Annotated in this window: 27 protein-coding genes and 1 pseudogene; 4 read left to right on the top strand and 24 right to left on the bottom strand. The window is 48.5% G+C overall.

The annotated features are described in order from the left end of the window. Positions 1-295: 295 nt before the first annotated feature. The 23 genes and pseudogenes from ACI1P2_RS00330 to ACI1P2_RS00440 all read right to left on the bottom strand — a co-directional run bounded on the left by ACI1P2_RS00330 (position 296) and on the right by ACI1P2_RS00440 (position 19,359). Complete coding sequence (locus ACI1P2_RS00330) at positions 296-1,177, bottom strand: glycoside hydrolase family 25 protein (RefSeq protein WP_355315783.1); 882 nt, start codon at positions 1,175-1,177, stop codon at positions 296-298. A gap of 567 nt (positions 1,178-1,744) precedes the next feature. Further along, on the bottom strand, positions 1,745-2,140 hold the full coding sequence (locus ACI1P2_RS00335) for a phage holin family protein (protein ID WP_408976091.1): 396 nt from the start codon (positions 2,138-2,140) through the stop codon (positions 1,745-1,747). A gap of 342 nt (positions 2,141-2,482) precedes the next feature. Beyond that, a complete protein-coding gene (locus tag ACI1P2_RS00340; protein WP_408976092.1) occupies positions 2,483-2,644 on the bottom strand; it encodes a hypothetical protein in 162 nt (53 codons plus the stop codon). Positions 2,645-2,811: 167 nt separating this feature from the next. Beyond that, a complete protein-coding gene (locus tag ACI1P2_RS31450; RefSeq protein ID WP_355315785.1) occupies positions 2,812-4,377 on the bottom strand; it encodes a pyocin knob domain-containing protein in 1,566 nt (521 codons plus the stop codon). 372 nt (positions 4,378-4,749) lie between these two features. Continuing rightward, positions 4,750-5,151 (bottom strand): annotated as a pseudogene (locus ACI1P2_RS00350) (phage holin family protein); the annotation flags it as partial. 42 nt (positions 5,152-5,193) lie between these two features. Beyond that, positions 5,194-5,436 carry a hypothetical protein gene (locus ACI1P2_RS00355; protein WP_355315786.1) on the bottom strand — a complete coding sequence of 81 codons (243 nt, stop codon included), beginning with the start codon at positions 5,434-5,436 and terminating at the stop codon, positions 5,194-5,196. A gap of 21 nt (positions 5,437-5,457) precedes the next feature. Beyond that, positions 5,458-5,946 carry a hypothetical protein gene (locus ACI1P2_RS00360; protein WP_355315788.1) on the bottom strand — a complete coding sequence of 163 codons (489 nt, stop codon included), beginning with the start codon at positions 5,944-5,946 and terminating at the stop codon, positions 5,458-5,460. Between the two features lie 15 nt (positions 5,947-5,961). Continuing rightward, a complete protein-coding gene (locus ACI1P2_RS00365) occupies positions 5,962-8,661 on the bottom strand; it encodes a hypothetical protein (RefSeq protein WP_408976093.1) in 2,700 nt (899 codons plus the stop codon). Between the two features lie 63 nt (positions 8,662-8,724). After that, positions 8,725-9,297: a YmfQ family protein gene (locus tag ACI1P2_RS00370; RefSeq protein WP_408976104.1), complete on the bottom strand. Its 573-nt coding sequence runs from the start codon at positions 9,295-9,297 to the stop codon at positions 8,725-8,727. A 7-nt stretch (positions 9,298-9,304) separates the two neighbouring features. Continuing rightward, the gene (locus ACI1P2_RS00375) at positions 9,305-10,465 is read right to left on the bottom strand and encodes a baseplate J/gp47 family protein (RefSeq protein ID WP_355315792.1); all 1,161 of its coding nucleotides are present in this window, start codon (positions 10,463-10,465) and stop codon (positions 9,305-9,307) included. Continuing rightward, complete coding sequence (locus ACI1P2_RS00380) at positions 10,465-10,923, bottom strand: DUF2634 domain-containing protein (RefSeq protein ID WP_355315794.1); 459 nt, start codon at positions 10,921-10,923, stop codon at positions 10,465-10,467. Before ACI1P2_RS00380 ends, ACI1P2_RS00375 begins: the two co-directional genes overlap by 1 nt. Then, positions 10,916-11,323, bottom strand: coding sequence for a hypothetical protein (locus tag ACI1P2_RS00385; RefSeq protein WP_355315795.1), 408 nt, complete (start codon positions 11,321-11,323; stop codon positions 10,916-10,918). The genes ACI1P2_RS00380 and ACI1P2_RS00385 overlap by 8 nt, the downstream gene beginning before the upstream one ends. Continuing rightward, the gene (locus tag ACI1P2_RS00390) at positions 11,316-12,287 is read right to left on the bottom strand and encodes an XkdQ/YqbQ family protein (RefSeq protein WP_355315797.1); all 972 of its coding nucleotides are present in this window, start codon (positions 12,285-12,287) and stop codon (positions 11,316-11,318) included. Before ACI1P2_RS00390 ends, ACI1P2_RS00385 begins: the two co-directional genes overlap by 8 nt. Continuing rightward, positions 12,284-12,913, bottom strand: coding sequence for a LysM peptidoglycan-binding domain-containing protein (locus ACI1P2_RS00395; protein ID WP_355315799.1), 630 nt, complete (start codon positions 12,911-12,913; stop codon positions 12,284-12,286). Before ACI1P2_RS00395 ends, ACI1P2_RS00390 begins: the two co-directional genes overlap by 4 nt. An 18-nt stretch (positions 12,914-12,931) precedes the next feature. Then, complete coding sequence (locus tag ACI1P2_RS00400; protein ID WP_355315801.1) at positions 12,932-14,725, bottom strand: hypothetical protein; 1,794 nt, start codon at positions 14,723-14,725, stop codon at positions 12,932-12,934. A gap of 19 nt (positions 14,726-14,744) precedes the next feature. Next, positions 14,745-14,882 (bottom strand): hypothetical protein, encoded by a 138-nt coding sequence (locus ACI1P2_RS00405; protein WP_408976110.1) that lies wholly within the window; start codon positions 14,880-14,882, stop codon positions 14,745-14,747. Between the two features lie 14 nt (positions 14,883-14,896). Continuing rightward, a complete protein-coding gene (locus tag ACI1P2_RS00410) occupies positions 14,897-15,331 on the bottom strand; it encodes a phage tail assembly chaperone (RefSeq protein ID WP_355315805.1) in 435 nt (144 codons plus the stop codon). A gap of 56 nt (positions 15,332-15,387) precedes the next feature. Continuing rightward, positions 15,388-15,795 carry a phage tail tube protein gene (locus ACI1P2_RS00415; RefSeq protein WP_355315806.1) on the bottom strand — a complete coding sequence of 136 codons (408 nt, stop codon included), beginning with the start codon at positions 15,793-15,795 and terminating at the stop codon, positions 15,388-15,390. A 70-nt stretch (positions 15,796-15,865) separates the two neighbouring features. Continuing rightward, positions 15,866-17,326, bottom strand: a complete 1,461-nt coding sequence (locus tag ACI1P2_RS00420) for a phage tail sheath family protein (RefSeq protein WP_355315807.1) — start codon at positions 17,324-17,326, stop codon at positions 15,866-15,868. 1 nt (position 17,327) lies between these two features. Further along, positions 17,328-17,537, bottom strand: coding sequence for a hypothetical protein (locus ACI1P2_RS00425; protein WP_355315809.1), 210 nt, complete (start codon positions 17,535-17,537; stop codon positions 17,328-17,330). 9 nt (positions 17,538-17,546) lie between these two features. Continuing rightward, positions 17,547-18,395, bottom strand: a complete 849-nt coding sequence (locus ACI1P2_RS00430; protein WP_355315811.1) for a hypothetical protein — start codon at positions 18,393-18,395, stop codon at positions 17,547-17,549. A 3-nt stretch (positions 18,396-18,398) separates the two neighbouring features. After that, positions 18,399-18,530 (bottom strand): hypothetical protein, encoded by a 132-nt coding sequence (locus ACI1P2_RS00435; protein ID WP_355315813.1) that lies wholly within the window; start codon positions 18,528-18,530, stop codon positions 18,399-18,401. Positions 18,531-18,888: 358 nt separating this feature from the next. Beyond that, positions 18,889-19,359 carry an ArpU family phage packaging/lysis transcriptional regulator gene (locus tag ACI1P2_RS00440; protein ID WP_355315815.1) on the bottom strand — a complete coding sequence of 157 codons (471 nt, stop codon included), beginning with the start codon at positions 19,357-19,359 and terminating at the stop codon, positions 18,889-18,891. Positions 19,360-19,716: 357 nt separating this feature from the next. On the opposite strand from ACI1P2_RS00440, the gene ACI1P2_RS00445 reads away from it, so the two are divergent. From ACI1P2_RS00445 to ACI1P2_RS00460, 4 genes are all read left to right on the top strand, one after another. Then, positions 19,717-20,157, top strand: coding sequence for a helix-turn-helix domain-containing protein (locus tag ACI1P2_RS00445; RefSeq protein ID WP_355315816.1), 441 nt, complete (start codon positions 19,717-19,719; stop codon positions 20,155-20,157). Between the two features lie 40 nt (positions 20,158-20,197). Then, the gene (locus ACI1P2_RS00450; RefSeq protein WP_355315817.1) at positions 20,198-20,656 is read left to right on the top strand and encodes an ImmA/IrrE family metallo-endopeptidase; all 459 of its coding nucleotides are present in this window, start codon (positions 20,198-20,200) and stop codon (positions 20,654-20,656) included. 170 nt (positions 20,657-20,826) lie between these two features. Then, the gene (locus ACI1P2_RS00455; RefSeq protein ID WP_355315819.1) at positions 20,827-22,695 is read left to right on the top strand and encodes a 5'-nucleotidase C-terminal domain-containing protein; all 1,869 of its coding nucleotides are present in this window, start codon (positions 20,827-20,829) and stop codon (positions 22,693-22,695) included. A gap of 354 nt (positions 22,696-23,049) precedes the next feature. Continuing rightward, complete coding sequence (locus ACI1P2_RS00460) at positions 23,050-23,721, top strand: 3'-5' exonuclease (protein WP_355315821.1); 672 nt, start codon at positions 23,050-23,052, stop codon at positions 23,719-23,721. Positions 23,722-23,748: 27 nt separating this feature from the next. Here the strand turns inward: ACI1P2_RS00460 and ACI1P2_RS00465 are convergent, their stop codons facing one another. Further along, the gene (locus ACI1P2_RS00465; RefSeq protein WP_355315822.1) at positions 23,749-24,759 is read right to left on the bottom strand and encodes a helix-turn-helix transcriptional regulator; all 1,011 of its coding nucleotides are present in this window, start codon (positions 24,757-24,759) and stop codon (positions 23,749-23,751) included. Positions 24,760-24,854 lie beyond the last annotated feature (95 nt).

The following is a 24,854-nucleotide window of genomic DNA, read 5'->3' on the forward strand; positions in this document are numbered from 1 at the left end:
TCATGAGGTATGTACTTAGAGGTTATTTATGGATACTTTACAACAGGAAGGCGTTTTTAACAAGCGTTTTTTAGCAGATTGCGATATTTAATTTTTCCATGTGTGAACTATTATTACAAGTAATAATATGGAAAATGTGATCTCTATATTAATTACTAATTAAATAACGGTCAATAAAAATCACATTTTACACGAGTGCAAAGCAATTCAAGAACCGGGTTCACAGGGATTTTTATTCAAAACTAAAAAAGAACACAGACCCAATAGGCCCGTGCTCTCTACTGCTGGCAATCTATTATTTTTTATCAAACAGACCCATCCGGTGCATCACTACAAGCAGGCGGTACACATCATAGCTGGTGGCGCTGTTTACATCAATAAGCGGCTGCTGCGGGTTATAGGCCGCCGCGGCCGTTACCGCTTCCTTTGCCCAATCGGGAACGGGCATGCTGTGCAGGGACTGCAGTGCCGCTACCTGCTGCTGCAGTGCCTGAAAGGCTGCTTTTTCTTCATTCGTCATCGGTTCTTCATCTCCTCCGCCTTTTGCAAATTCCTCACGCAGTTCTGCTTCCGTGCCGCTGTATACATTTAAATCCACAGGGCCCGCAATACCGTCTACACGGCCATTATCCGAATACTGCCAGAAGGCCCACTGCTTCCAGGCTGGTGTATCATACGGGGCACTGGTACTGTATCGCGCAACCCACAGCTTGTACGGGCTGAGTGAAGCGTCAAAATTAGCGGCAAATGAATTGCCTGAATAAATAATCGGCCGACGGCCCGTTACACTCTCCAGTTCGGTCAGAAAAGCTTTGGCGACACTATTGATCGCCGATTTGCTGAGACCGGCGGGATTGTTTTCATAATCCATCACAGGCGGAAGGTCCAATGCGGCTGCACCGCCAACCCGTTCAAGCACCTCCGCAAAATGGCGCGCTTCCAGCCTGGCGGCGCTTGCGCTCGCCGCGTCCAAAAAATGATACGCGCCGATCAGCACCCCGGCCTCCCTCGCCCCTTTCACATTGGCCTCAAACGTGGGGTCTACATAGCTTTGCCCCTGGCTCGCTTTGACGAAAGCAAAAGCTTTGCCGGCCGCGCGCACCTTCCCCCAGTTAATGCTGCCCTGGTATCGCGAAACATCAATACCTTCGGCATTCGTAGAGCCGCGATTCTGCATGTGACACTCCCCCTTTGTTCATCCGCAGAATCTGGATTGTTGGATATTGTTGCAATCATTTTGAAAGGATGATTATTGTCTTACGTTATATTCTATGCTTGTCTTTATTTCTTGTACGGGCCGTTATACTGTATCCCGGCGGAGGCGCAAAAAAATCGGGCTGTTTGGTGTTTATATTAAGGCCCTTTTTTCGGTTTTTCTTGTTGTATGTGACCATCATCGGGTTCACCAGCACGATGTGCTGGCCGCCTTCGCGAAGCCAGAACACTAGGTTGAAAAAAATAATGGCCGGGCGATTTGGCACCAAAGATAACTTTAGTTAGGCCATAATCCCTCTTCAAGTCATATATCCAGTGCATCAACTTCTCATACCCCTAAGCATCATTCCTGAACGACAGAGTGCAGCTAAACTGGATTACCTCGGAAATTGACAGCCCCGGCTACATGGGTTTTCTTGGCGATATCGATCCCCACAACGAGGTGATTCGTGATAATGCGTTCAATACGCCGATTTATAGCGCTCGATGATTTAAACTTCGTAGTAGAGCGTCCTCCTGGGGTGATAAGTCATAAGGGCCTATGACCCGTTGACAACCCTATCTTACAGGAGGAGCTCCTTTTTTTTAACAAAGGCGATATCTTAGCCCCTATAGGAATTTTATTTACATTTGACCTGGATTGGAATATGGCAACCGCGTTGAGCAGAATATCCCGCATCGGGACACCCATTCTACCCACATTTTCAATAATGGATAGCAACTCGTTCGCCAGATAAAAGAAAACGACCGCATCCCGGAAATAGTGTTCATTTCCAAGGATACCGTCGATTAGATGTGCAATGGATATCAGCAAAGATACAGTGATCTTCCGAAAAAAGCCGTAATATCCAGACCGGTTCTTGAGCTCGCCATTGATCCAAGCCGCAGTCCAGCCAACGAAAAAGGAACCACTTCTGGATAGCATTAAGTATGAGTTATGTTTACCTCATTTACGGCATCTTTCAGCCGACTTCACCTAGCATTCTACACTTCTTCTATTGCAAGAGTTTGTGCAGATCAGTGTTTAGGGTAGCCCTTTCAGGGCGCTATCCCATCATTCCACCTATCGGAATACCATTTCTGCCTTTCCTTTGGGTTTTGCCCTTGGGATTAGGCGGCTGACCTTTTCAACTAGCAACGAGTCCCCCTGGTCCAGCTTATACATCCGACCATCACCAAACTGACCCAAACTTTAACCCGTCCGCTATTGGGTGTAAATGTCATGGCTTATTACCTCCCTCACACCTGTTGCTCAACTGCGATCATCTTAGTCCAGCTTAGATACCTGATCGGTCAGCGGTGCTTCATATACTGGCTCTTGGGCTTCGTCATCGTAGTAATTAAGCATCAGATTGCCTGTCTCTAGGTTAACATAGTAGCTTAATGCGTGGGCAAAATCATCAGTGTACTGGCTGTATTCCAATTGCAAGATTCCAATTTTATCTTAGTCATAACCTTGAAGTTGCGGAAAAAACTCAAAATCCTCTTCTATACTTGTCTCTTTGACGATACCCGCCATTTCGAGGTTTTAAAAATTACTTCTCCAGAAGCCTTGCGATAAAAAATCTTATGTCCAATTTCCATTTATAACCTTCCTTATTGGATGGCGTACCATTTGCCGACAGAGAAAGACATATTCCCTGAACCTGAACTCAGCCTGTACGAATGTGTGGACGTAGCATCAAACCCTCCTGATACAATATTTAAAGAAAGGGATAATTGGCGAATCGCCCTATTACTATTCATAGTGTTAGACAAACTAAATGAATCAAGATTGGATAACCATACCGAAAGAGTCCCGTCACCATTGAAAGCTTGAACCATTACATTCACAAAAACATATCGTGGAGTAAAATCAAGCCCTCTTACACTTCCGCTATAAGTTCTAGTTGTTGTTGTTGAGCTGTCACAAGGAATATCCTGTTGGAAAATATTAAAATCCCCACTCGCTACCTTGCTTAAAGTGTTGATATTTCTGATGGCCGCTGCCATTGTTGCAAACGGATCGCTGCCTTGTGATGCTTGTCCCTTGTCCCTAATGGCGGCAGCGATATCATTTTTCCCATTAGCGACAGAGGACTTTAAATTGTCAATAGCTACGGCAAGATTCTCGTAAGTGCCGGACGTATTTTTGAAATGGAATTCTTGCCCTATGAGTCGTACAGGCACTTGATTGTTTGTGTAAAAATCAATCTGTCCGTCTGCTACCCAATCAAAGCCCGTGTCACTATCTCCAATTGCCAGATCAAGACCTGTAGCGGTTCCATATGTTGTGTTTTGTGCTATCCATAATCCGCCTTTAATTGCCCCGCCTGCAATAGCCACCTCGTACCATGCTCCCCACGTGCCACCTTCTTGTTTCCTTATATGCATCGAACGAACGCCACTATTAAAAATGTATGCTTTTTGTAACGTATACCCGTTGTTATTCGTGTGCGCTATAACTTCGACGTACCACCAAGATGTGCTATCTGGAGCATTTTTAAGATTACTACCGTTATAAAACCCTCCGGTGGTTATATTGTTTAAATCTTGTCCGGTTATATTTAGGGCACGCCCATTGATGTCAGTTAGGCTGTATTTTTGCCAAGCGGAAGTCTGATCAGATGTTACAACCTCCTTCCACGCTCCCCAAGTGCCGTTGTACAAACTACGCTCATAGATTCTCAGGTTGGTAGGGTAATAAGTTGTGAAAACCTGTATAACACCTCTACTCTCTCCTCCTGCTCCGTGCTTCTTGACCTCTAGATTAAATGCCTCTGCGTTGGGCACATTAGCAATAGTCGCTGCTGTCGCAGTAAGGGGGACATAATATTGCCCCTCTGTTGTATAGTCATTCAAATTTGAGTTAGGTGGTATCTCAGTGGCGGGTCCGATCTTACTATTCGCCAAGTCATACGCAGCCTTCACCGCTTTGGGCGTTGACGCTAAAGTCTCGGATGTGCTGTTTGTAGCACTACTTAGCTGCACAATTCCTTTTTGCGTAGTGCTTCCCTCAGGAATTTCAGGGTCCAGATTAGCGATTTCGTCTTGTAAACCTCCTACAGCTTCATCTAACTTATCCCAGTTGTCATTCAGCATCGTTTGAATGTTGAAAGTTTCATTGCCATCAGTTAGGGGATCTTTTTTAAGCAATTTTAAACGTTCGGTATCACTTGCCATATGAAGTACCTCCTATAAGCTTGGATAAAAGGGGCTCGAAGTCCCTTCTGTATTTAGAACACGATTTATCTATGACATTTTGAAAAGCGTCATCTATCATTGTCTTTCCAATCACTACATGATCTGGCCTTTGGAGCGAGCATCTGTCTCTTGATCGTTCTTTGCATCCGGGCCAGTCATGCGCTCCTTTGCTTTCAGAGCAGCTTCTGGGTCTACAAACATCGTATGCAGCAGATCCCTGCTACTATCCTGATTAGTCTCAGAACTCTGCTGAAGAACGCTTTCTTGAGACTTTTGTGCTTCACCGATCACATTCTGCTGTGCATTTTGTACTTCCTCAATCTCATCCTGCTCTGACTTCCCCTTGCCGCCTTTGTTCACTGCTGACTTGGATTGAAATATTGCAACCGCGTTGCGTAAAATATCCGGCATCGGCACACCCATTCTTCCAACATTTTCAATAATGGATAGCAGCTCATTCGCCAGATAAAAGAAAACGACCGCATCCCGGAAATAATGTTCATCTCCAAGGATACCGTCGATTAAATGAGCAATGGTTATAAGCAAAAATACAGTGACCTTTCGAAAAACACCATAATATCCGGACCGGCTCTTAAGCTCGCCATTGATCCAGGCCGCCGCCCAGCCAGTGAAAAAGTCGATAATTACCATCCACCACAGCAATGTCAGCATCGTCGTCCAGCCGCCGAAAAGATAATCTACCACACCCCCGGTGGACAGAGCCATAGGCATAAAAGCTGTCTGTTCATTCATAGCTTCTCCCTCCTTCTTGCTGTAGGTATGTTGTGCACACGGTTATAACGGCTTTTTACGAAAAATAGCATGATACCACTTGCCCTTGATGGGGGCGGACTGCTCCTCTCCTACGGATCGCAGTTCGGGACGCTTGGCATAAACCTCCGTGAGCACAACAGTCGCATCCTTTTGATTCAAGGCGTAGGTGCTAATGATATCACTCAAATTCTGCTCCCCTTTGTCATAACGAGAAATACAAGCCTGTGCACAAATGCGCAGCTGCTCTTCTGTGAGTACAGACATGCATATTAGCCTCCTTTACTTTTATTTGCCAGCCAATAGTTGGGCCAGTGCTACTTCCAGATCCGCGATCCGCTGTTTCAATTGCTCGGTTTCGTTAAGTTCGTGCTGTGATGAAGCCGTCAACTCGTCAATCTCTTCCTGCGTCAGCCCTTCGATCCAAAGGACTGGTTGCTCTGGAGGGACATATACAGGAGCATCGCCGCGTTCTTCCTCGGGCAGCACGGCCCATTCTTCATATGCGGACTGATATTCGCCCAGAACGCCGCTGATTGCCTCCTGGTATGCTTTCCAGGCGGCCATATCAAACCGCGGCTTGTACAGCCCAGCAGGGACCGGCACGCCGACAATATACCCGGCTGGCCCCTTTTCCGGCTGCTCCTCCTCGCTATCAGTTTCAGCAGGCAGGTCCGCCGGATCAGCATAAAAAGGGACGACCCTTGTAAAGGAATCGTCCATGATCACGTCCTCGATAAAGAGGCCGTTCGTATTTACTTTCGGGACTGCTTTCATAGATTAGAGCCTCCTTTATTGTTCTGCTAGAAATGAAATACCAAACAATTGCAGCCAATAATCCGTATTCCCTCCACTTATATCGGACGCCAATACCACCGTTCCATCCCCTCTTACCGTTACGCGCGAGTAGTACGTTGTTTGAGTAAGTCTGTGCGCCTGGGCGACAATAAATGTTTCCGGGTATTTAGGTCTAAATCCTGGAGGTAATGTAAACAGGATCGTTCCCGCTGCTATTGACCCAGACGTTCCGCTACTAATCAAGCCCCTTAAATAAACCCTGCTCGTACTATCTTTATAATACTGAGCTGTTCTGTAACCTGTGGTATCGCTTTGGTCACTGTAACTTGTCCAACCGTTAAGCAGCGTCGGAGTGATCCACGCCGGATAGTCCTTCTCCGCCTTCTTATTCTCGACGACAGACAAGCGGATCTCTTGCTGAGTGACGCTATCCACCAAGTCCTCCAGCAATGACTTTTCATTTCCGGCATAGGCTCCGGTCATGGGTTGGATCGGTGACGTTGCAAGCATCAAGTACGTAACGCTGTAAGTTTTTGTTTTATCAAACGTTCTGGCCGATTTGTAAAACCTTATAGGACCATTAGCATCCGCATTTGTTGACTCACCCCACCCACGATCTTTTTCACTATCCGCGAATACACTCAATAGTTTGCTTGGGATATATTTGAGAGGATTCCCTGCCGCCTTACTATTAATGTAATAGACATTGTCTCCGCTATATCCTGACATTCCCGGTCTTGTACCTTCCCGTAGCACAATCCCCGTCCCCACTTCCACCTGATTGCTGCCCTCGTTAAACGTGAGCTGACCCTCGGAAACAATCGGTTCGACAGTAGGCGTCGCAAGTTGATATACCAGCTCGTAAGGCGTCCAGTTTGACGATGCTTGTGTTGTTGGCACAGTAGAAACAAAGTTACTTGCATCCCTCGCAAGCTGTGGCGTCCATACCTTTGTTCCCGTACCATTGTAACCAGATGCTTGACTTGTCGGATTTTGCCCTGCTGTGTACATATACCAACCCAGGAAATACGCCTTAATCTCGTCGGCTGACGGTGTGTAGTTGTCGTCCCATCCACTGTCGGAGTTGGAGACAGATAGAGAAAACAAACCATCATCCCCGCGTAGGCCATTTGTTATATCAGGACCACTTGCAAGCGTACCGTTTGTTAATATTTTCCCGTCATACTTAACAGTAATCGCGCTTCTATCAGACACAGGAAGCGGAGTTATAGAACTGATACCCACCTGCTTAAAACCCGTAAAATTAATCTGAAGTTCCCAAGGTAAAAAACCATCCAATACAACACGACGCCACTTCTTCGCCTTGAAATACTGCCCGCCCTGCTCGAATACCGAATCCGCATTCGCGCCTGTCACAGGGTCAGCAAATAGGTCAGTCTGCAGCGAGAGTATAGCATCCTCACGTGGTACGAACGGCAGAGCTTCGCTGCCGATGTTTAGCTTAGGATTTTTGTACGTATGTGCAGAACCTGTTGCATTATTGTTACCTAGCATAAGGCGTAGTGCATATACATTATCAGGAACAGTTACGGTAATGGATTGGTCTGTAAGCCATTGACCAAAGCCTGGAGCACTCACTGTTACGACATTTCCGTATTTATCAACCCCGTTAATACCGATAACTCCATCATGTTCCATAGAGTAAACATACGTTTTTCCAGGTACCACTGGGACGGTTGTATAATAATTTATTGTTTGGATACCGTCTCCGCTCGGACGCGCTACAAACGACGCCGAGTAAGGGCTATCCACTAAGAGCAGTCCGCCTGTATTACTTATGGACGCTGACCAATCATAGAACGACGGCAAAAGGTTCTCCCCGTACCGGATCGCATACGGATTACGAACAGGTGTAACACTGTCCACGTATGGATATCCTTCAGCTATCTGGTCAGTTTTCATGCCGTCAAGGGCTGCGAATTCAGCGGCGCTTACTTCGTGAACGCGAATCGCCTTAAAGTAAGCGGAACCTCCCGCTGACACCTGTTGCCTCACTATCAGATACTTACTGTTCGCAGCTGCTTTAAACTTGAATTGCACAGTTACGAATTTAGAAGTATCTGTAACCTTATCTACCACATTACCATAATCCCCTGTAGCACTCGCATTAGAAGTGTTATCCACCAAGGTTACGGGGCGAAGCCAAGCGGAGCCTGTTATAACCTTAATCATACCTACGACCAAATAATAATTACCTGCGGTTACAGGGATATAACGATCAAGCGAGGGACCAACAAAACTTTCCCCGCTCGTTGCTGTTGATACAACCTTAATACAGCTGGATCCTTCCGCACTGTTTGTGGTGTCAATACTCAACGTAGCTTGAATAGGTATACCCCACCCTGAAGCAGAATCTCCCTTGCCCATCCGACCAAGCAAGTTAACCAATGTCCGCCCCTCAAGCCCTTTCAACGAAAACGGTGCGGATCTAGCTGCTTTAACAATCTGGACTCCTGCATTCAGGACAACTTCTTCTTCAGCCTTTGTATTCAAACGATCCTCAAGGTTCTCAATGCTCGCCTTAGCTTCGCCTGCAAACTTATCGATCTTCTCCCAGTTGTCGTTCATCATCGTTTTCACATTGAAATATTCGTGACCATCCAATGTTGGGTCTTTCATTAACAAATCCAGCTGTGGCGTTTTCGCGCTCAAGTTTCTCACCTCTTCATTCATAAAAAGCTGTCAATACAGGTGTGCCTTTTACCAGCAAAATCCCGCGTCTGAGCGGTAGTCCTATTAAACATACTGCCCGTCAAGACGGACGCCTCCAGCAAACTTGTGCAATAAGGTCTGCTCCATCTCTGTAAGGGTCATCACTTCATGGATGTCACGGATCAAGAGGTAACTGAATTCGTATTCAACCGCCAAGTGGGCGGGCTTGATCTCTTCAATAACGGCCTTCAGGTCCTCAAGATTCGGCGGAATGCCGATGGTGTCGACAAATTTGACCGTGAAGCTCCATTCCTGTGGTTGAAATGTGACATCAACGGTGCCTCCGTCATACGCCTCAGCCACATTTTTCACGAGCCGGCCGGTAAAAGAACCGGCCCCCCGCAGCTTTGACTCCACCACAGCGCGACGTTGCTCTATCGGCTTGGTCAAATCCGTTGATATCCCAAGCTCGCTTTCCCAGCGCTCCAGTCCCCAGGTCGCCGTGCTGACAAAAAACTGATCCACCGTTTCGTTCAGCGCCGCATACAGCAGATCCATTTCGCCGCCCTGAGCGTCCATCATCGAACCCATTATTCTTGATGTGCTATAATAACCCGGCAAATATGAAAAAAGCTCGCTTCCCCTGCTGCTGATCATCTGCAAATTACTCACTGACGCTCACCGTCCCCAGTACCGCTACCTGGCCGGTCTTAATCTCGATATTTTGATTGCTCATACCATTAACAAGAAGGTCCGAGTAATCAATAATGATGGGAATATCCAGCAAGATGGAAGCGATCCGTGTATAGCGCACAAGTGGATCATCATCGTTAAAGGCCAGCGTTTTGAGATATTCCCTTACACCGTCTTCAATCTTCTTTTGCACCTCAGGCAGGGTGGATGGCTGTTCAGTGGTCCGCTGGACCTTCACCGATACGTTGATCGGAATCTCGGTGGCTGCCATTACAGTTACAATTGGTCCGGCAGGCGCCTTGCCCTCCCCTTGTCCATCCTGGGTGGGATCAATGCTTTGCTGCACTGCCTTGACAATATCTTCACTCGCAGCCTGTTTGTCTGTATCCAACAAATACACAGCCACGGTTCCAGGTCCTTGCCATAAAGGCTGGACTTCAACCCCGCCTACACCAGCGATTTCGTTAGCCCACTCAATATAATGGGCTTTATTGCCGCTTGTACCCTGGTTGCGCACTTTGGCATAGAACCGCTCCAGCAGCAGTTGGTCGCTCTCCACGTCGGTGCCGCTTCTGGTCGCCGAAGGATTGGTCACCAAAGTGACCCCACTAACTCCAGATGAAACAATCTGGATCACATTGGGAGGAACATTTCCGCTGCTTCCCGGGTTTACCGCCCTTACAGTCGCTTCCCCAACGCCCTTCTCATCCAGTGTAACAGTCGCTGTTGTCATAAACTCGATGGATTCCTCGCCGGACACATCATCCGCCGGTGTGGCAACGACCGTTCCAGCAGGTATAACCGTACCCGGAGTTCCCGTAAAAACGACACTTCCGGAGGCAGCCACCGCTTCACGTCGGGTAATGCCGTGCTCGGCCGCTCGCAAATCCAGCTCAGGAGAACGGTAATCCACCGTATCGCTCGCTGCCGTGCTGGCAAATCCGCGACGCAGCAGCTCCTGTGCCCAGATCGCCGCCTCGGACAGCATAAAGGCCACCGGAGCCTGCGCGTCCCAAATAAAAGAGCCTTCGGATGTATCAATATCCGAAGGCACCTTGTCCAGCATACGCTGCATAATTTCTTCTTCTGTCTGTTCCTGCAAATATTCCGGCAGTTCTGGTAAATCCGCCATTAGATCACCACGCTTTCTATTATCTCAGTTTCATCTCTTACGTTGCGGATACGGCAAGTAAAGGTGCAAGCCTCTTCCTCCCATGAAAAGGTAAATTGGTCTACAGCCTCCGTACGGGCATCCGCCAGCAGCGTTTCCGTCACGATCCGCTGGATTTCACTTTCCAGCACCGCATGTCCAAAGCTGCTTCCGATTAACTCCTCAAGTTCGCTCCCATAATCGCGTGAATAAATTACGTGCCGGTAGCGGGGAGTGCGGATGGCTTTCTCGCACCACTGCACCCAGGCTTCTTTTTCATCCGCTACAGCAACCTTGCGGGTAGGAGTGACAACAAATTCACCGATCTCAAAATCAAAGCGCCAGCTCCTGCCAAATACCGGCGTGACTCCCTCCAGCAGCTCGGTCTCGGTTACATCGGTCCAGGTCATTTCATCCGTTTCTGGAAATAAACTAGGCACCTGCGCTCACCACCCTGCATACGACAACAACATCGTTGCCGCCGTTTACTCTTACCGCCAGAACGCGGTCCCCGGGCTTCAACCCCTGATTCAACTCAAGCCGCACATCCTCTATGTCCATTTTTTCCATATAAAAGGATGTGTCAATCTTCTTGTCATCCCAATAAGGTTCCTCCAACTTGGTCGTTGTGCCGGTTCCCATATACCGCGGCAGAGCCAGCATACCTGGAAGTTCGGCAATCATGTAGTCCTGCAGCTCATGTTTGAAGTCATCCAGCTTCAGCCCGGTGGTCGTAATGGTACCCAGCACGGCACCGACACCGCTAACCGCCTGTTTCGTTTGTTTTGAAAATGTGGAATGGAGCGCGGAGGCGAGATTTGAGTATGGGTCTTTATTCAAGGTAAAACCTCCTTTTCACATCGTCGTAGGTGCCAAGCTCCAGCGACATGCTGCCCGGATTGCCCAGTTCCCTGCTGACCGAGATGACGATCAGCTTCATCGAGCCGAACATCACCGCATCTCCTGCGCGGATGGTGTTAATATCCGGAGCGGTGACGGAAATGGTTTGTTGAATTCCAGTCAGCTTACTCTTGGCGAGCTTCTGTGCGGCAGCACCGGATTTGACCTCATCGTCCTGAACAATGGCCTGCAGCGTACCGTATATTTCAGTATCCTTTTCCGCAACAGCAAGCACCTTCGATGGTACTTCCTTATCAGAATCAGCCGTTGCTAACACTTTAACTTTGGTTACTGTTCCTTCCAATGATCTGCCTTGTGTGACCTCTGAAATACGCTCTAAATTAACTACATCTTTATTACTTCCGATTAGAAATAATTCTAATCCTGCCGACGTCATTCGCGGGTGATACAGTTCGCCTCCAGTTTTCACAGTTTCTCTCAGATCAGCATACATCATTGAAAATAAAGATTGCGAACGATATACCGCCCTCCCTAATTTAACTTTCGTGTCAGGAATGGAAGCCAGCTTTATTTGCCAATCAGAAGCATATTTCTTAAATCTCTGACTGGCAGTCTGCCCCTTGGGAAATAAGTACTCATCTGTAGATTTGTCCAAATAGATCGTCCGGTCATACAAGGTCAGTTCCATTTTTTTTAATCCATTATTTGAGCTATTCACTTCCCAAATTACTGCAGGATGGAGTAAAGCAGTCATTGTATTTTTGCCGTAAGGTACTCCACTGACACGAATTGCCATACCAGGGGACAGTTTAGGCATCGATGGGAGGACAGTAATGTCGATTGTAGCTTGATAGGCAATTTGATCCAGAGAATCACGTAAATTTATCTTTTCCACAGCAGTTGAAATATCATATTGGTCCTGTACTATCACCCGATAAGTCATGGCATCACCAGCTTTTGTCCAGGAGAAATAAGGTTTGGATTATTTCCGATAGTCTTTTTATTTAATTCATATATCTTTTTCCACAGAGAACTGTTTCCAAGTTCCAACTTAGCAATTTTTGAAAGTGAGTCCCCTGACTTCACAGTATATGTTTTGGCTGGTTCTTTTAAATCAGTACGTGATGTTGTCTTTGCCCCCTTGGAACTTGGCTTGGTTGAAATTTTCAAGTCCCGCCAAGTGCGAAATGATACATCAAACAAAACATCACCTGTTTCAGCTCCTCGTAAAGTAGTGTTATGAGACGCAAGGAAAACTGGTACATTAATAGGTGTTTCTGTGATAATAAAGCGTAACGGAGTTTTAGCCGTCAAAAAAGTATTCAATAAATTCATTGCTTTAAGCGGATCAGGAAGATCAGGGTATTTGCAGTAGGACGGATCATATTCTTTTGGAAAAAAAGAAGAGAAGGATATTTCTTTTATCCTCTCTCCTTGTGGAAAGTCATACTCTCCGTATGACAAGATATTTATAGTTTCGAATCCTTTTTGCCGAGAAATGTTTACTTCTTCGGGGTTTACAGGAAATATAAATGATTTTCCCTTACTGTCAATTAATAAGAACTCCAAAATAAATCCCCCCTCAGGTTAAACAGTTGCAGTTCTTTTGTTCTCCGTGGCCCGCTTATACTCCGTAACAAAGCGTTGTCCAACCTGTAATGCAAGTTCTGCAAGGTTCACAGGCTGTCCTACAGAAACTTGTACAGCGCCCTGTGGCATATTGACGTTAGTATTGGCAGTTGTTCTGTTGGAGTTTTTCACTGATGTGGTCGCCGTTTGAGTATGCTTTTCGTTTGCTCGATAGCTTTTGGAACTTGCAGTACGAGTTGTTGATGTTCCGATCTTCTTTGTTCCGTTTACATCGGTATTGTTGTTCAATGAGAACAACCCCCACGGATTAAAATTAAAATCAAACTTTTCTGGTAAGTCCACAATCATCTGTACATAATCACTAAGACCTTTAGCACCAAATTTTACGCCACTTGAAACTGCATCTGCTCCGTTCTTAGAAACCTTCGCCCCAGAATCTAAGAATTTTTTTGCACTTTCACCTACCTCATTTACAACATTTGCAGCATCAATACTGTTAATTTTATCCACAAGATTGTTGCTTATATCCCCTATACCATTTTGAATAGTTGGAGTCCATTCGTTCACCAATGGAGACAGTGGACTGTTGTTGGATGAAAGAAAACTATTAAAATTCCCAAGTGCGTCTGTTAGCAGGTTACTCCCCTTATTAACATTAGTCGAAGTATCAGATAACCAGGAATCAAGTTGGCTTGTGGCTTGAGGAATTAATTGATCAACTTTATTATTCAAAGTCTCGTTGATGTTGTCCACACCTGTGCTGAAGGAAGCATTAAAAGAGTCAACATTTTCTAAAAAAGAACTTGTCCACCCACCTAAGTTCTCTTTGACGTGCCAAACTCCCTTTCCAATCCAGCCTCCAGCCCACTTTCCAGCAAAGCCTCCTACTATCCCACCTAATGCTGCGAAGAGTGGAACTGTAACCAGTTCAGCACCAGGTACTAAGAGACCCGCCCCCGCCCCAGCTCTTGCCCCAGCCGATCCGCCAATTAGAGACAAGGCCGTACTGAATAATTCCTCATACTTTTTTTCACCCTTTGCATTTCCAATTTTAAAAACACTAACTATTCCATCTAAAACCTTTAAAGTAGCTCCCGCAAACTTGGCACTCGTTTTTAACCATGCTGGCGAACTGCTCCACATGGAGGAAATCTTTGTAAAGATTGAACTTGAAGTAATTTTAGTACCAATACCATCTAAATAAGTGTAGATACTTTGCATCCGAGTTGACATACTAGTAAACTGTTGAGCTGTAATAGATTTAAAACCGTCCACAGTTTTTTTCAACCCTTCAGCAATGTCTGTTGCCAGAATTGCCCAAGTTAGATCGATTCCTGACTTTGCTGGAACATTTGTGTTATTGGTATTTACTGCGGTAACGTTGCTTAGCTGAAAAGGTTTTGTCAGGAGAGCACCAATAGACCGATTGCTTTCATTTTGTTTGTTAGAACTGACTTGTTGTCTGCTAGGACTGACTTTATCATCGCTTTTTGGTATATTGGCGTTCTTAGGATGCTGAACAATTGTTGTACCTAGCTTTCCTCCAAATCTAATACCCGGAAATCGTCTTGCTAATTGATTAACGTAATATAGTTGACGAGCCAATCTTTCTAGAGCAAAGGTTAAACGGTTTATTGACTCAGTTATACGGTCAATGAGATTTTTTTTCCTTGCCAAGTCTTCAGCCTTAAATATCTCTTTCCTTTTTCGAAGGCTTTCAAGGTATCCAGAAGTGTATTTCAGCTCCCGGTTCGCCCTACTCAAACCACCTATATCCAGAGCTATATCCATACATTCCCTCCTTTCTAAATTACTGGATTTCGGCCAGTGCATCCAATTCCTCTTCCGCAAAAGCCATCAGCAGCAGCCGCTCGCCGCGCGGAAGTCTCCAGAACTCTCCGGGACGGAGGTGATGCCGCACCCACAAGTGATACAGCATCGTCGTCATTCCCCCGGAGCCGATCAGTTTTTTAGGTCACTGATCTCAACGCCAAAACCGGACAGCTCCAGCACCTTGTCCCCTACGGCATCCAGCTCACCCGCCAGCAGCATACGGCGCACGGCCTGCTCACCGCCAGACAGCTTCAGCCGGCTTGTGATACGCGGATCGCCCCAGCCGTTCAGCGTCAGTCCCTTCACTTCCAGCTTCGCTGTCGCTTCGGAAATCAGCAAGGCGTTGAACGTCTCGGTATCGACCTTTTCATCCACCTGCCCCTTCACGGTGCGGCGGATGGTGCAGCGTTCGCGGATGCTGTCCACCTTGCTGGAGGTCAGTCCGCGCAGCACCAGCTGCATATCCAGACGGCGAATGTGCACCGTCTCTTCAGGCAGTTTCTCCGCCGCTTCAAACAGGCTGTCCAAAATTTGTTCTTCTGTCATATGTTCGTTCAAGCTCATATTCAGTCTCCTTTTAATGAAGAATTAAGTATCGCAATTTTAAAAAATCCGTTCTGTTACTCAGCTACGATAGGATCAAGCAGTTCATAACCCTCGAACGTAAACGTGGTTTCCTCTTGCACTTCCTCGCCGGCCGTCCAGTTGGCCAGTTGGATTTTGTCCGGCATGCAGCGGATGAGGCGAATGCGCTCATGGCCGTAGGACTCGGGATCATCCAGCTTGGTGATGATTTCGAATTTGGTGAAGCCGCGCTTGATCATGTCCGACGTGACCTTGTAACCGCTCATGGTGCCGGTGCCTTTTTTAATGCCGTTTTTATGCACCTTCCAGTCGCTGCCCACCAGGTTCAGCTCACGTTTTTCAATCTCCACACTGGCTTCCAGCTTGTTGATATGGGTCTGCCATACCCCGTCGATATACGCCTGTCCGTACGTTCCCAAAATAACTCTTGAAGCATCCAACATATTAATTCCTCCTCGAAATGATCAAAATTTAGGTTTGAATGAGGGAGCCTTGCAGCTCCCCTGGATTTAATTACTGAACATAAAATGTGCCAAAGAGCTGCTCCATCACATCGGTCAGCTTCACATTCCACTGCAGGAACACCTGATCCGGCTCCGGTGTAACGATCGGGGAATCTCCGTAATAAGCAGGGTCCAGGATGACATCGTACCCAGATGGCTCGATGACATTGCTCAGCGACAGCTGTGCCAGATATTCCTTGATTGCGCCGATCAGGGCAAGCCGGCCTTCCTCGGTGTTGTTCACTTTGCCGATGTATGTCTCTTCGGCCGCACGCTGCAGATCCGCATTGATGGCGTCCATGACGCGGATGGAGCGGATTTTCTTCCACGCGTTGTTTTGACCGGCGGCAGGAACGACAAGGCTGTTGATGCCGCGCAGCGCCTTGACCTGGCGTCCGTCATGGAAGAGGATAAACACGCCGTTTTTGATGGCGCTCTCCTGTTCTGGACGGGTCCAGCGGCGGGTTACATCCTCGAATGGAGTTACCGCATAGGTTGTCGATTCATTCAAGCGCTGTCCAGCCATCAGACCGGCCACATAAGCGGCCGTTTGGGCGGAGCTGTAATCCGTTCCGGACAGGCGCACGCCAGTGCCGACGTTAATGATGCCTTCATGGTTCAGGGCAAGGGATCTTGCTGCCGCCAGTTCAGCTGCATTCGGCGCAGTGTCGTCAGCCTTCGTGCCGCCAAAGACAGCGACCGCTCCTTTGCCTTGATCACGGATTCGCTTGATCCAGGCGGCAAAGCTTTGCAGCAAGGTCATATCTGCCGCATAATCCAGCGCCAGCACATTAAAGTCCTGTCCTTCGAGCGCTTCCTGCATCGCGATATAGTCGGCATTGGTCAGCTTGCTGTTACCGCTGACACCACCTGCAAACGGCACGCTTGTCACATCCGCCGGAACGGCTGCCCCGTCGACGGCTTCCGCTGTAACCCATACATTTTCGGCATCTTCGTTGACTGCCGCCGCTGCAGCAGCAGCCGTATTACCCGCGGCCGTAAAGGTCTTCAGCAGTTTGGTTCCTTCATAGAGACGGATTTCCTTCGCCGCACTGTTTTCGAGCGATGGCTGTACGGTTACGGCAAATTGGTTGCCGCGCGATCCCGTATATTTGGCCGTCAGCTTCAATACTTCAGCATCGTCCGCATTTTTCAGGCTGACCGATGCCGCAGCTGCTGTAGTATCTGCCAAACGGTACGCCAGCAGCTTCTTCGGTCCGCCAAGCAGCGCGAGATACAGGATCGAGTAAGCCGTTGCCCCATCCTCGTTGCCGTTGGAGAAGACTTGGCCGATGGCTGTCTCACTGCCGATTTCCACAAATTCGCGCACTGGTCCCCAGTTTGCCTTAACCGGTACTACAACCGTACCGCGCGAGCCGCCTTGAATAGCCGAAGCAGCCGCTGCCTGAAAATTCATATACAAACCCGGCAATACCGGTTTATTCGTGCTTTCCCATGTTCCGCCTGCCATATTACTCCACCTTCGCTTTCATAAATTCGTTAATTTTTGCTTTCGCTTCTTCCACTGAGCAGACGGTTTGTCCGCTTCCGTAAAATGCGCCCGCCAATACTTCTTCCTTCACGGAAAACAACTGCTCCGCTTTTTCCTTCAGCTCGTCCAATGTGTAGCGCGGAGCGCTGTTTTCACGGACGGCTTTTGCCGTTGTTTTTTTCACTGCCATACGATTACCTCATTTCAATTTGGGTTGCATCTCCACTCTGCGGATCAGCGCAGCCTCCTCGAATGGCCTTACATGCCGCTGAGCCAGTGTGAGACGAAGCTGTCCTTCAAGGATCGCATCTGCCTGCAAATCAGCTCTAATCTCTGCGGCTGACAGGTATCGGCGCTGCGCAGCATCAAGCGGAAGCTGGATTTGCGCGCTGAGCCGTTCGGCCAGCTGAATAACGGTGCCTTGCTCGCTTGCCGTATCAGGTGCGATCACATGGCCCGTAAAGCTTTTCCTCACTTCATACATCGAAGCTCCCGGCAGTCGGGTCTCATAACCCGTCATTCTCCACAGAATCGCTCTGCTGCCAAGATCAGCCGGCCACTGGTCACGGTAAACCGCCCAGCTGTCTTTCAGCTGTTCTTTCGTCCAGACGGCAAGTGCGGCAAGCCATTCATCTGCTGGCGCTCCAGCCTGTGCATCGCCCTGGGATTCAGGAATATAAATTCCGAATCGGAGCGCGCGCACGGTAGTGCCGGAGCTGCTGTCGGCGCTCTCTGCTTCGCGGCTGCCCAAATAGTGGAACATCACCTTAGATGCTCCGTCATCCGTGCTTACCTGGACCGGGATACGATGCAGACCATCAATCAATCTACGTGCCTGCTCGTCCCGCAAAGGAGCATCGTTCGCGCTGCCATGCAATCGGACCCGAACAACCTGCCGGTACCCGGCCCAGCCGGATTTCCATATTTCCTCGCCCAGCACAATAACAGCAAACGGTGTTTGCTGCCCCTCTGGCGGCAGAACATCGAAGATCCTGCCCTGCAGCTCCGGAACAAGCTCCGCAATTTTTTGCTTGATTACATCTCTCATCCGTTATGTCCGCTGCGCTGCATTGAAACCGTTCCCTTCCGCATGGCCTGCGGGCTGCATCAGCATCAGCAGCCTTTTATATAACACTGCCAGCCGCAGCCGCTTTCGAAGCATGTCAGCCTTGGACCGGTTCATTACACAGCCCTCCTTTCCTTCAAATTGCAATCTCATATCCCCCGGTGAAGACCAGGTACGGAAATGAAACAAGACGAGCAAACCGCAGTAAAAAACCGGCTCATTGGCCGGATCACGATAACGGTGTGGGTGTTCGGTTGTCCCTTGCCTTCATTCCCGATGCTATAATCTTACACCCCCAAAACGTATGCGCTGACGCGAAAAAGCACGAATATCGACCGAATAAGAGACAACAATCGGCGGCAAAAAGTAGAACACATGTTCGCGATTTTATGATACAATATGTTCAGCCCGGTCCAGGCGCGAAAAAACCGGATCAGCCTGCACGGCCAATCCGGTTTTGTTTACTTTCTACATATCATTTTGCTGCCGCTTTCTTGTATAAATCGTCGACCTTCAGCCAGCCAAGATCCGCAAGAGCCAGCGCCATTTTGTAAAAAGCGCGGGCGCGGATTTTCATATAGGTGTCCTTACTGACCGGCGGATCAAAGACATGATTGTAAATTTTATAATCGAACACATCGTCCTGCTTCAGGTAGCGTTCCCTGATCAGCAGCTGTTCCCGTTCATTCAGGCGGCTCACGATGCTGTCCACCGTATCGCAATAGGCGGCTCTTGCAGCAGGGGCATCTACATTATATATGGCGGTGCGCGCAGTGGAATCGGATATCAGATTCGTCGGGCCGTGGGGCCTGTCTGTATAGGAGGCCGTTACGGACACCTCGCGGTCCATGAATGTGATCGTTTTATAAATGCGGTATTTTTCAAACACAGCCTCCAGGGCAGTTTGTGTTTTGCGGCGGTCCAATTCAGGTAAATAAATATTCATCAGCCAGTCTCCTTTTCTATGCCTTTTGGCAATGATTTAAGTGCAATGAAGGACCTCTGCTGTCATTCCGAAATGTTGATTCTTCACGAGGTACAATAGAAAATTTACATTTTGTTCGCATTTTTGTTCGTGTTTAACCATAACATACCACTTTATGATGGACGAACCAAACCGCATATTAGCCCGTTTTTCCCAAATAAAAGTGGCTGTGCTTTCATTTCCTATGCCTTTTGGCATGATTATTGCCATTTTCCTTTACCTATTGGCATCACGCTTTTATAGTATTACATAGGCTGGCCTGATTGAATGCTCGCCTGCGCTATGCTTTGGATCCTGTATAAAGGAGTGTCCGTCAACGTGGAAAACCCTTCATTCGGAAAATACCTGAAACAGTTAAGAGAACAAAAAGAGGTAAGCATTAATCAGCTCGCTGAAGCGGCAGACATCAGCAATTCACAAATATCACGGATTGAGAACGGCTTGCGCGGCATACCGAAGCCGGCCACGATCCGCAAGCTGGCCGACGCGCTCTCGGTGCCCTACGCCGAGATGATGAAGCAGGCAGGGTATCTTGAACACGACGCAAGCGAGGAAGCCGCAGTCGGCTCTCCGGCCTGGGCCACCTCTAGGGACCGCCGGGACTTCAAAAAAATGCTTGAAGAAGACGGAGAGCTGATGTTCGACGGCATCCCGCTCGATGAGGACGACAAACGGCGGATCAAGGATGTGCTCACAGGACTGTTCTGGGAGGCCAAACAAATGAACAAGCGCAAACCTCCATCCGCCAAGGGGAAATGAGACCATGCCTCCATTTATTAACCGATAGCAGGTGAACACTATGCATGAGATGATACAGAAGCTGGTTAAAAAATACCGAACCAACTGTCCATTTGAAATCGCCCGCTCACTCGGCATACATATCCGCTACTCAGATTTGGGCAAGACAACCAAGGGGCTTTACTTCCGCAAGCTCCGGCGCCGCTTCATCGTGCTTCATAACGGCCTGACTCCGGAATGGGAACGCTTCGTATGCGCCCATGAACTGGGGCATGACCGGCTTCACAAAGGAATCAGCCGTTTCTTTCTGGAAGAGCACTCCTATTTTCAGCCGGGAAAATGGGAGCGGCAGGCCAACCGGTTTGCCGTTCTGCTGCTGAGCGAAGGCCAGCCCCCGCACCCGGACGAGCCCTTGGACGCGTATCTTCCGCGCATCGGCCTGCCCCGCGAAGCCTCCATGTTCTGGCCGCAGCCTGCAGAGCGGGAATCTGGCAGCTCCTGGCTCACCGATATAGATTAAAGGAAGCCTGCTCCATTCAAGCTCCTTTCATCATTTCAGAGAAATCTGGTATTTTGTCAGCTCCATGGCATCTATTTTTACGTAAAACTCAAGATTTATTTACAATTCTTTGATAAAATATCAGCTATGATAGATTTGTATTTATTTGTTGTGGGAGGATGATGTATTCAATGAATCAAAAGAAAAGGTTTGCTTCCGCCCTGCTGAGCGCCACCGTACTGTTCGGCAGCTTCAGCGCTGCTGTCTCCGCGGCTCCGGCGGCAAATGGTGCGACTGCCCCTGAAGGCAGCAAGCACATCACGATTTTACATACCAATGATGTTCATTCCCATGCTGTTGAGAACGGGGAAGAAATGGGCTATGCCAAGCTGGCCGGCATCATTGACAAGTACCGCAGCGAGAACCCCGACTCGCTCCTGCTCGATGACGGCGACGCTGTTCATGGAACTACATTCGCCACGCTGGTCAACGGCGAAAGTGTCGTGAAAGTGATGAACGAGATGGGCTATGATGCCATGGCTCCGGGCAATCATGAATTTAACTATGGCTGGCAGCACCTCGTGAAGCTTGCCGGCGAGCTGAAATTTCCGGTGCTCAGCGCCAATGTGAAGCAGTCCGACGGCAGCCGTTTGTTTGAGCCGTATACCATTAAAGAAGTAGACGGTGTGAAAATCGGCATTATTGGCCTTACTACACCGGAAACGGCATACAAGACCAATCCAAAGAATGTAGAAGGCATTGAATTTGCCGATCCGGTTAAAGAAACGCAGGCCATGGTGAATGAAATCAAGGATAAGGTTGACGTGGTTGTTGTCCTTGGTCATATCGGACAGGATGAGGCCAGTGTGGATACCAGCCTGAAGATTGCCCAGCAAGTTTCCGGCATTGATGTATTCATCGACGGACACAGCCACACTGTGCTGCAGGACGGACTCGTTGGCGGCAACAGCACACTGATTGCAAGCGCCGGTGAATATTCCAAGTTCCTCGGAGTGGTTGACCTGTATCTTGATGACAAGAATGACGTGATCAGCAAAAAAGCAACGCTGGTGGACTCCAAGGAAGCTGCAGATATCAAGCCTGATGCTGATGTAGCCGCCCTGGTTAAGTCCATCCAGGATGAGCAAAAGCCGATTCTGGAAGAGAAAGTGGCAACAAGCGCGGTAAACCTGAACGGGGAACGTGAACACGTGCGTGCAGGTGAAACCAACCTTGGTGATCTAATCGCCGATGCGATCAGGGATGTCAGCGGCGCCGACGTCGCTTTGACGAATGGCGGCGGCATTCGTACCTCCATTCCAGCCGGTGACGTAACCAAAGGCCAAGTCATCAGCGTGCTTCCTTTTGGCAATCAGGTCGTAACTCTTGAAGTAACCGGTGCGGATATCAAAGCTGCCCTTGAGAACGGTGTGTCTGCCTACCCTGAACCAAGCGGCGGATTTCCGCAGGTGTCCGGCATGACGTTCCAGATTGATACGTCCGCAGCTGCGGGCAGCCGTGTCACTTCGCTGATGATCGGCGGCAAACCGTACGATCCGGCAGTAAAATACACTTTGGCTACCAATGACTTTACGGCGGTAGGCGGCGACCAATACACCATGTTTACGAAATACCCGCAGGCAGGCATGTTTGGTTCGCTGGATGAGGCGCTGATCAGCTACATGCAAGAGCTTGGGGCAGCCAATGTACAGGCAGATGGACGCATCACCGAAGCCGCCGCAGGCGGAAGCACAGAGGCTGAGCCTGCGCCAGCTCCTGTTCCGCAACCTGCTCCAACACCGGCACCAGAAACAGTTCCAACACCTGTACCTGAAGTCGAGGAGCCTGCTCATGTACCTTCTCCTGTACCTGCTCCTAAGCCAAGCATACCAAAAGATCAGGACACGGCAGCAGGCGAGGTATATGTTGTAAAATCCGGCGATACGCTGTACGCGATTGCCAAGCAATACGGTACAACGTGGCAGCAGCTGCAGAAGCTGAACAAAATCAAAAACGCACATTGGATTTATCCGGGACAAAAAATCAAAATCCCTGCATGATGTCCAAACATTTCACTCAGTATAAGTGAGTGTTCAAAAAGTCAGGTTTTCAGCACCGAGAAGGTTGGATGAAGATAGGGACTGAGGAGCGGAGCGTACTTGGGGTACGTGAGCACCGGAAGTCCCGGTTGAATTCAAGATTCGATGTCGAGTCCGCTTCCTGACTTCCTTCGTGATCAAAAGATGACTTTCTGAACTACCTCTATAAGCAAATAACAGCATAAAGAGAGCGGAGCATGCCTTGTTGCATAAGCTCCACTCTCTTTTTTTCGGCCAGCTCTGTCCACGTATGCTGACATACGCTTCATTTACATGTAAGATGGATTAGAATAACATGCAAAAGGAGCAGTTCTTATGGTTTATATCATATACGACCTGGAGTTTACAGTCAGCCGCGATCCCCGTTACTCCTCCGAAATCATAGATATTGGCGCAGTTAAGATAGAAAAGCAGGAGGCCGTACTGGAGATTACCGACACCTTTCATACTTTCGTCCGCCCCTCCAACAGACCCGTGCTGTCTGCGGAAACCGTTCGATTCACCGGTATTACACAGAAGGATATTGATGCCGCTCCCCTTTTCCCGCAAGCGATCAAGCAGTTTAGCGATTGGCTGGGCTCTGATCATGCCTACAGCTTATGCGCCTGGGGACCGGATGACCGGATGAAGCTGGTTTCACACTGCCGCACTCATCATGTGGACCTGTCCTGGATCGTGAATACCAACGATATCCAAAAGCAGATTTCCCGGATTTTGAGCGGGCAAGGCAAATACCGTCAGCTCAGTCTGAGTCAGGTGCTGGAATTGTGCCAAATCGAATTTGACGGCCGCCAGCACAGCGCCCTCGATGACGCTTTGAACACTGCGCAGGTCTTCATGCGTTATTTTGACAAGCTTGTCATGGAAACCAACAGCGCCACCGACAATGAAGGCTCAGGGTCCAAGTTGGTGTATTCCAGCACCGATGAGGATGACAGTGAACCCTATAATCCATTCGGCAATCTGGCTGATCTGTTCAAAAAATAAATCATTTCCCCAGGGCTCCGATACTTGTCACTGGGGTTCTTTGCTTGCTGCCACCTCTTGTTCGTGCTCCGGTGTAACATACAGGCGGATCCAGGAAGCGAGCATGTCAGCAAATTGCTTGCGATGGGCAGCGGGTTGCAGGATTTCAGCTCCAGGCCCAAACTTTTTCAACCAGTTCAGAAATTCGTTTTCGTTATTCACCACGACTTCGAATAGCAGACTGCCATCCGACATTTGCTGTATATCCGGTTTCACGAACAGCTCTTCAGCCCGGACAACCCCTGCCCATTCAGGAGAAAAGCGGACAACAAACCGGGTGGTGCTGCCGCCTCCACCCTCCACTCCCCACGTATTCCTGAAAAAGGCTTCCACTTCCATTTTATCTTTGGAAAAGGTATGGGGAAGAATACGGACATTCCGGAAGCGACTGATGCGGAACGTTCGAACGGCTGAACGGTAATGGCAGTAACCAAGCATGTAAAATCGCCGTTCTTGTGGAATCAGACAATAAGGATCAATACGCAGAGTAGAAACCTCTTCCTCATGCGAGACAGGATGATACTCTGCTTCTATCGTATGCTGTGAGAGACTCGCCAAAATAATCGGCATTAAAAAATATGGCTGATCTTCCTGATCTGCCTGTCTCCCAAGTTGGATGATGTTAGATACCTGCTGGGCAATATGGGCCTGCTCGATCTTTTTCTTGTGTGTCGAAGCCATGACTTTCTCGTACGCCCGTTCAAAAGCCGCAGGAAGCATCGGTTTAATTTTGTCCATAACGCCGGACAGCATGGAAAAGGCCGCAGCCTCCTCTTCTGTCCAATTCGGAGGATATAAGGCAAAATTGCTGATAAAGGTATAACCCTTGCCATGTCCCAGATTCGTAATCGGAATATGCATCGCGCTCAGCGCCTCCATATCCCGGTAAATGGTCCGTTCGGAAGTCTCACATCTTTCCGCAAGCTCTCTGGCAAGTATACCTGGATTAGCCTGCACGATGGTGATAATCCGCATGAGTCGAATTAGTCGGTCGGTCAATAGAGGCCCTCCTCTCACACACTCGTTATGTTGCGAATTAGACCTACACAATTATCCTGAAAGTACAATATTAGTCATAATTCTGCGAAGTTATC

The organism is Paenibacillus jiangxiensis (genome assembly GCF_046098255.1).
Classification (GTDB): Bacteria; Bacillota; Bacilli; order Paenibacillales; family Paenibacillaceae; genus Paenibacillus; species Paenibacillus jiagnxiensis.

What these genes read in the sequence shown, in the direction of transcription:
- ACI1P2_RS00330 (WP_355315783.1), bottom strand. Translation starts at nt 1,177, where the DNA reads ATGCAGAATCGCGGCTCTACGAATGCCGAAGGTATTGATGTTTCGCGA.
- ACI1P2_RS00335 (WP_408976091.1), bottom strand. Translation starts at nt 2,140, where the DNA reads ATGCTATCCAGAAGTGGTTCCTTTTTCGTTGGCTGGACTGCGGCTTGG.
- ACI1P2_RS31450 (WP_355315785.1), bottom strand. Translation starts at nt 4,377, where the DNA reads ATGGCAAGTGATACCGAACGTTTAAAATTGCTTAAAAAAGATCCCCTA.
- ACI1P2_RS00355 (WP_355315786.1), bottom strand. Translation starts at nt 5,436, where the DNA reads ATGTCTGTACTCACAGAAGAGCAGCTGCGCATTTGTGCACAGGCTTGT.
- ACI1P2_RS00360 (WP_355315788.1), bottom strand. Translation starts at nt 5,946, where the DNA reads ATGAAAGCAGTCCCGAAAGTAAATACGAACGGCCTCTTTATCGAGGAC.
- ACI1P2_RS00365 (WP_408976093.1), bottom strand. Translation starts at nt 8,661, where the DNA reads ATGAATGAAGAGGTGAGAAACTTGAGCGCGAAAACGCCACAGCTGGAT.
- ACI1P2_RS00370 (WP_408976104.1), bottom strand. Translation starts at nt 9,297, where the DNA reads ATGATCAGCAGCAGGGGAAGCGAGCTTTTTTCATATTTGCCGGGTTAT.
- ACI1P2_RS00375 (WP_355315792.1), bottom strand. Translation starts at nt 10,465, where the DNA reads ATGGCGGATTTACCAGAACTGCCGGAATATTTGCAGGAACAGACAGAA.
- ACI1P2_RS00390 (WP_355315797.1), bottom strand. Translation starts at nt 12,287, where the DNA reads ATGACTTATCGGGTGATAGTACAGGACCAATATGATATTTCAACTGCT.
- ACI1P2_RS00400 (WP_355315801.1), bottom strand. Translation starts at nt 14,725, where the DNA reads ATGGATATAGCTCTGGATATAGGTGGTTTGAGTAGGGCGAACCGGGAG.
- ACI1P2_RS00405 (WP_408976110.1), bottom strand. Translation starts at nt 14,882, where the DNA reads ATGACGACGATGCTGTATCACTTGTGGGTGCGGCATCACCTCCGTCCC.
- ACI1P2_RS00410 (WP_355315805.1), bottom strand. Translation starts at nt 15,331, where the DNA reads ATGAGCTTGAACGAACATATGACAGAAGAACAAATTTTGGACAGCCTG.
- ACI1P2_RS00415 (WP_355315806.1), bottom strand. Translation starts at nt 15,795, where the DNA reads ATGTTGGATGCTTCAAGAGTTATTTTGGGAACGTACGGACAGGCGTAT.
- ACI1P2_RS00420 (WP_355315807.1), bottom strand. Translation starts at nt 17,326, where the DNA reads ATGGCAGGCGGAACATGGGAAAGCACGAATAAACCGGTATTGCCGGGT.
- ACI1P2_RS00425 (WP_355315809.1), bottom strand. Translation starts at nt 17,537, where the DNA reads ATGGCAGTGAAAAAAACAACGGCAAAAGCCGTCCGTGAAAACAGCGCT.
- ACI1P2_RS00430 (WP_355315811.1), bottom strand. Translation starts at nt 18,395, where the DNA reads ATGAGAGATGTAATCAAGCAAAAAATTGCGGAGCTTGTTCCGGAGCTG.
- ACI1P2_RS00435 (WP_355315813.1), bottom strand. Translation starts at nt 18,530, where the DNA reads ATGAACCGGTCCAAGGCTGACATGCTTCGAAAGCGGCTGCGGCTGGCA.
- ACI1P2_RS00440 (WP_355315815.1), bottom strand. Translation starts at nt 19,359, where the DNA reads ATGAATATTTATTTACCTGAATTGGACCGCCGCAAAACACAAACTGCC.
- ACI1P2_RS00450 (WP_355315817.1), top strand. Translation starts at nt 20,198, where the DNA reads ATGCATGAGATGATACAGAAGCTGGTTAAAAAATACCGAACCAACTGT.
- ACI1P2_RS00455 (WP_355315819.1), top strand. Translation starts at nt 20,827, where the DNA reads ATGAATCAAAAGAAAAGGTTTGCTTCCGCCCTGCTGAGCGCCACCGTA.
- ACI1P2_RS00460 (WP_355315821.1), top strand. Translation starts at nt 23,050, where the DNA reads ATGGTTTATATCATATACGACCTGGAGTTTACAGTCAGCCGCGATCCC.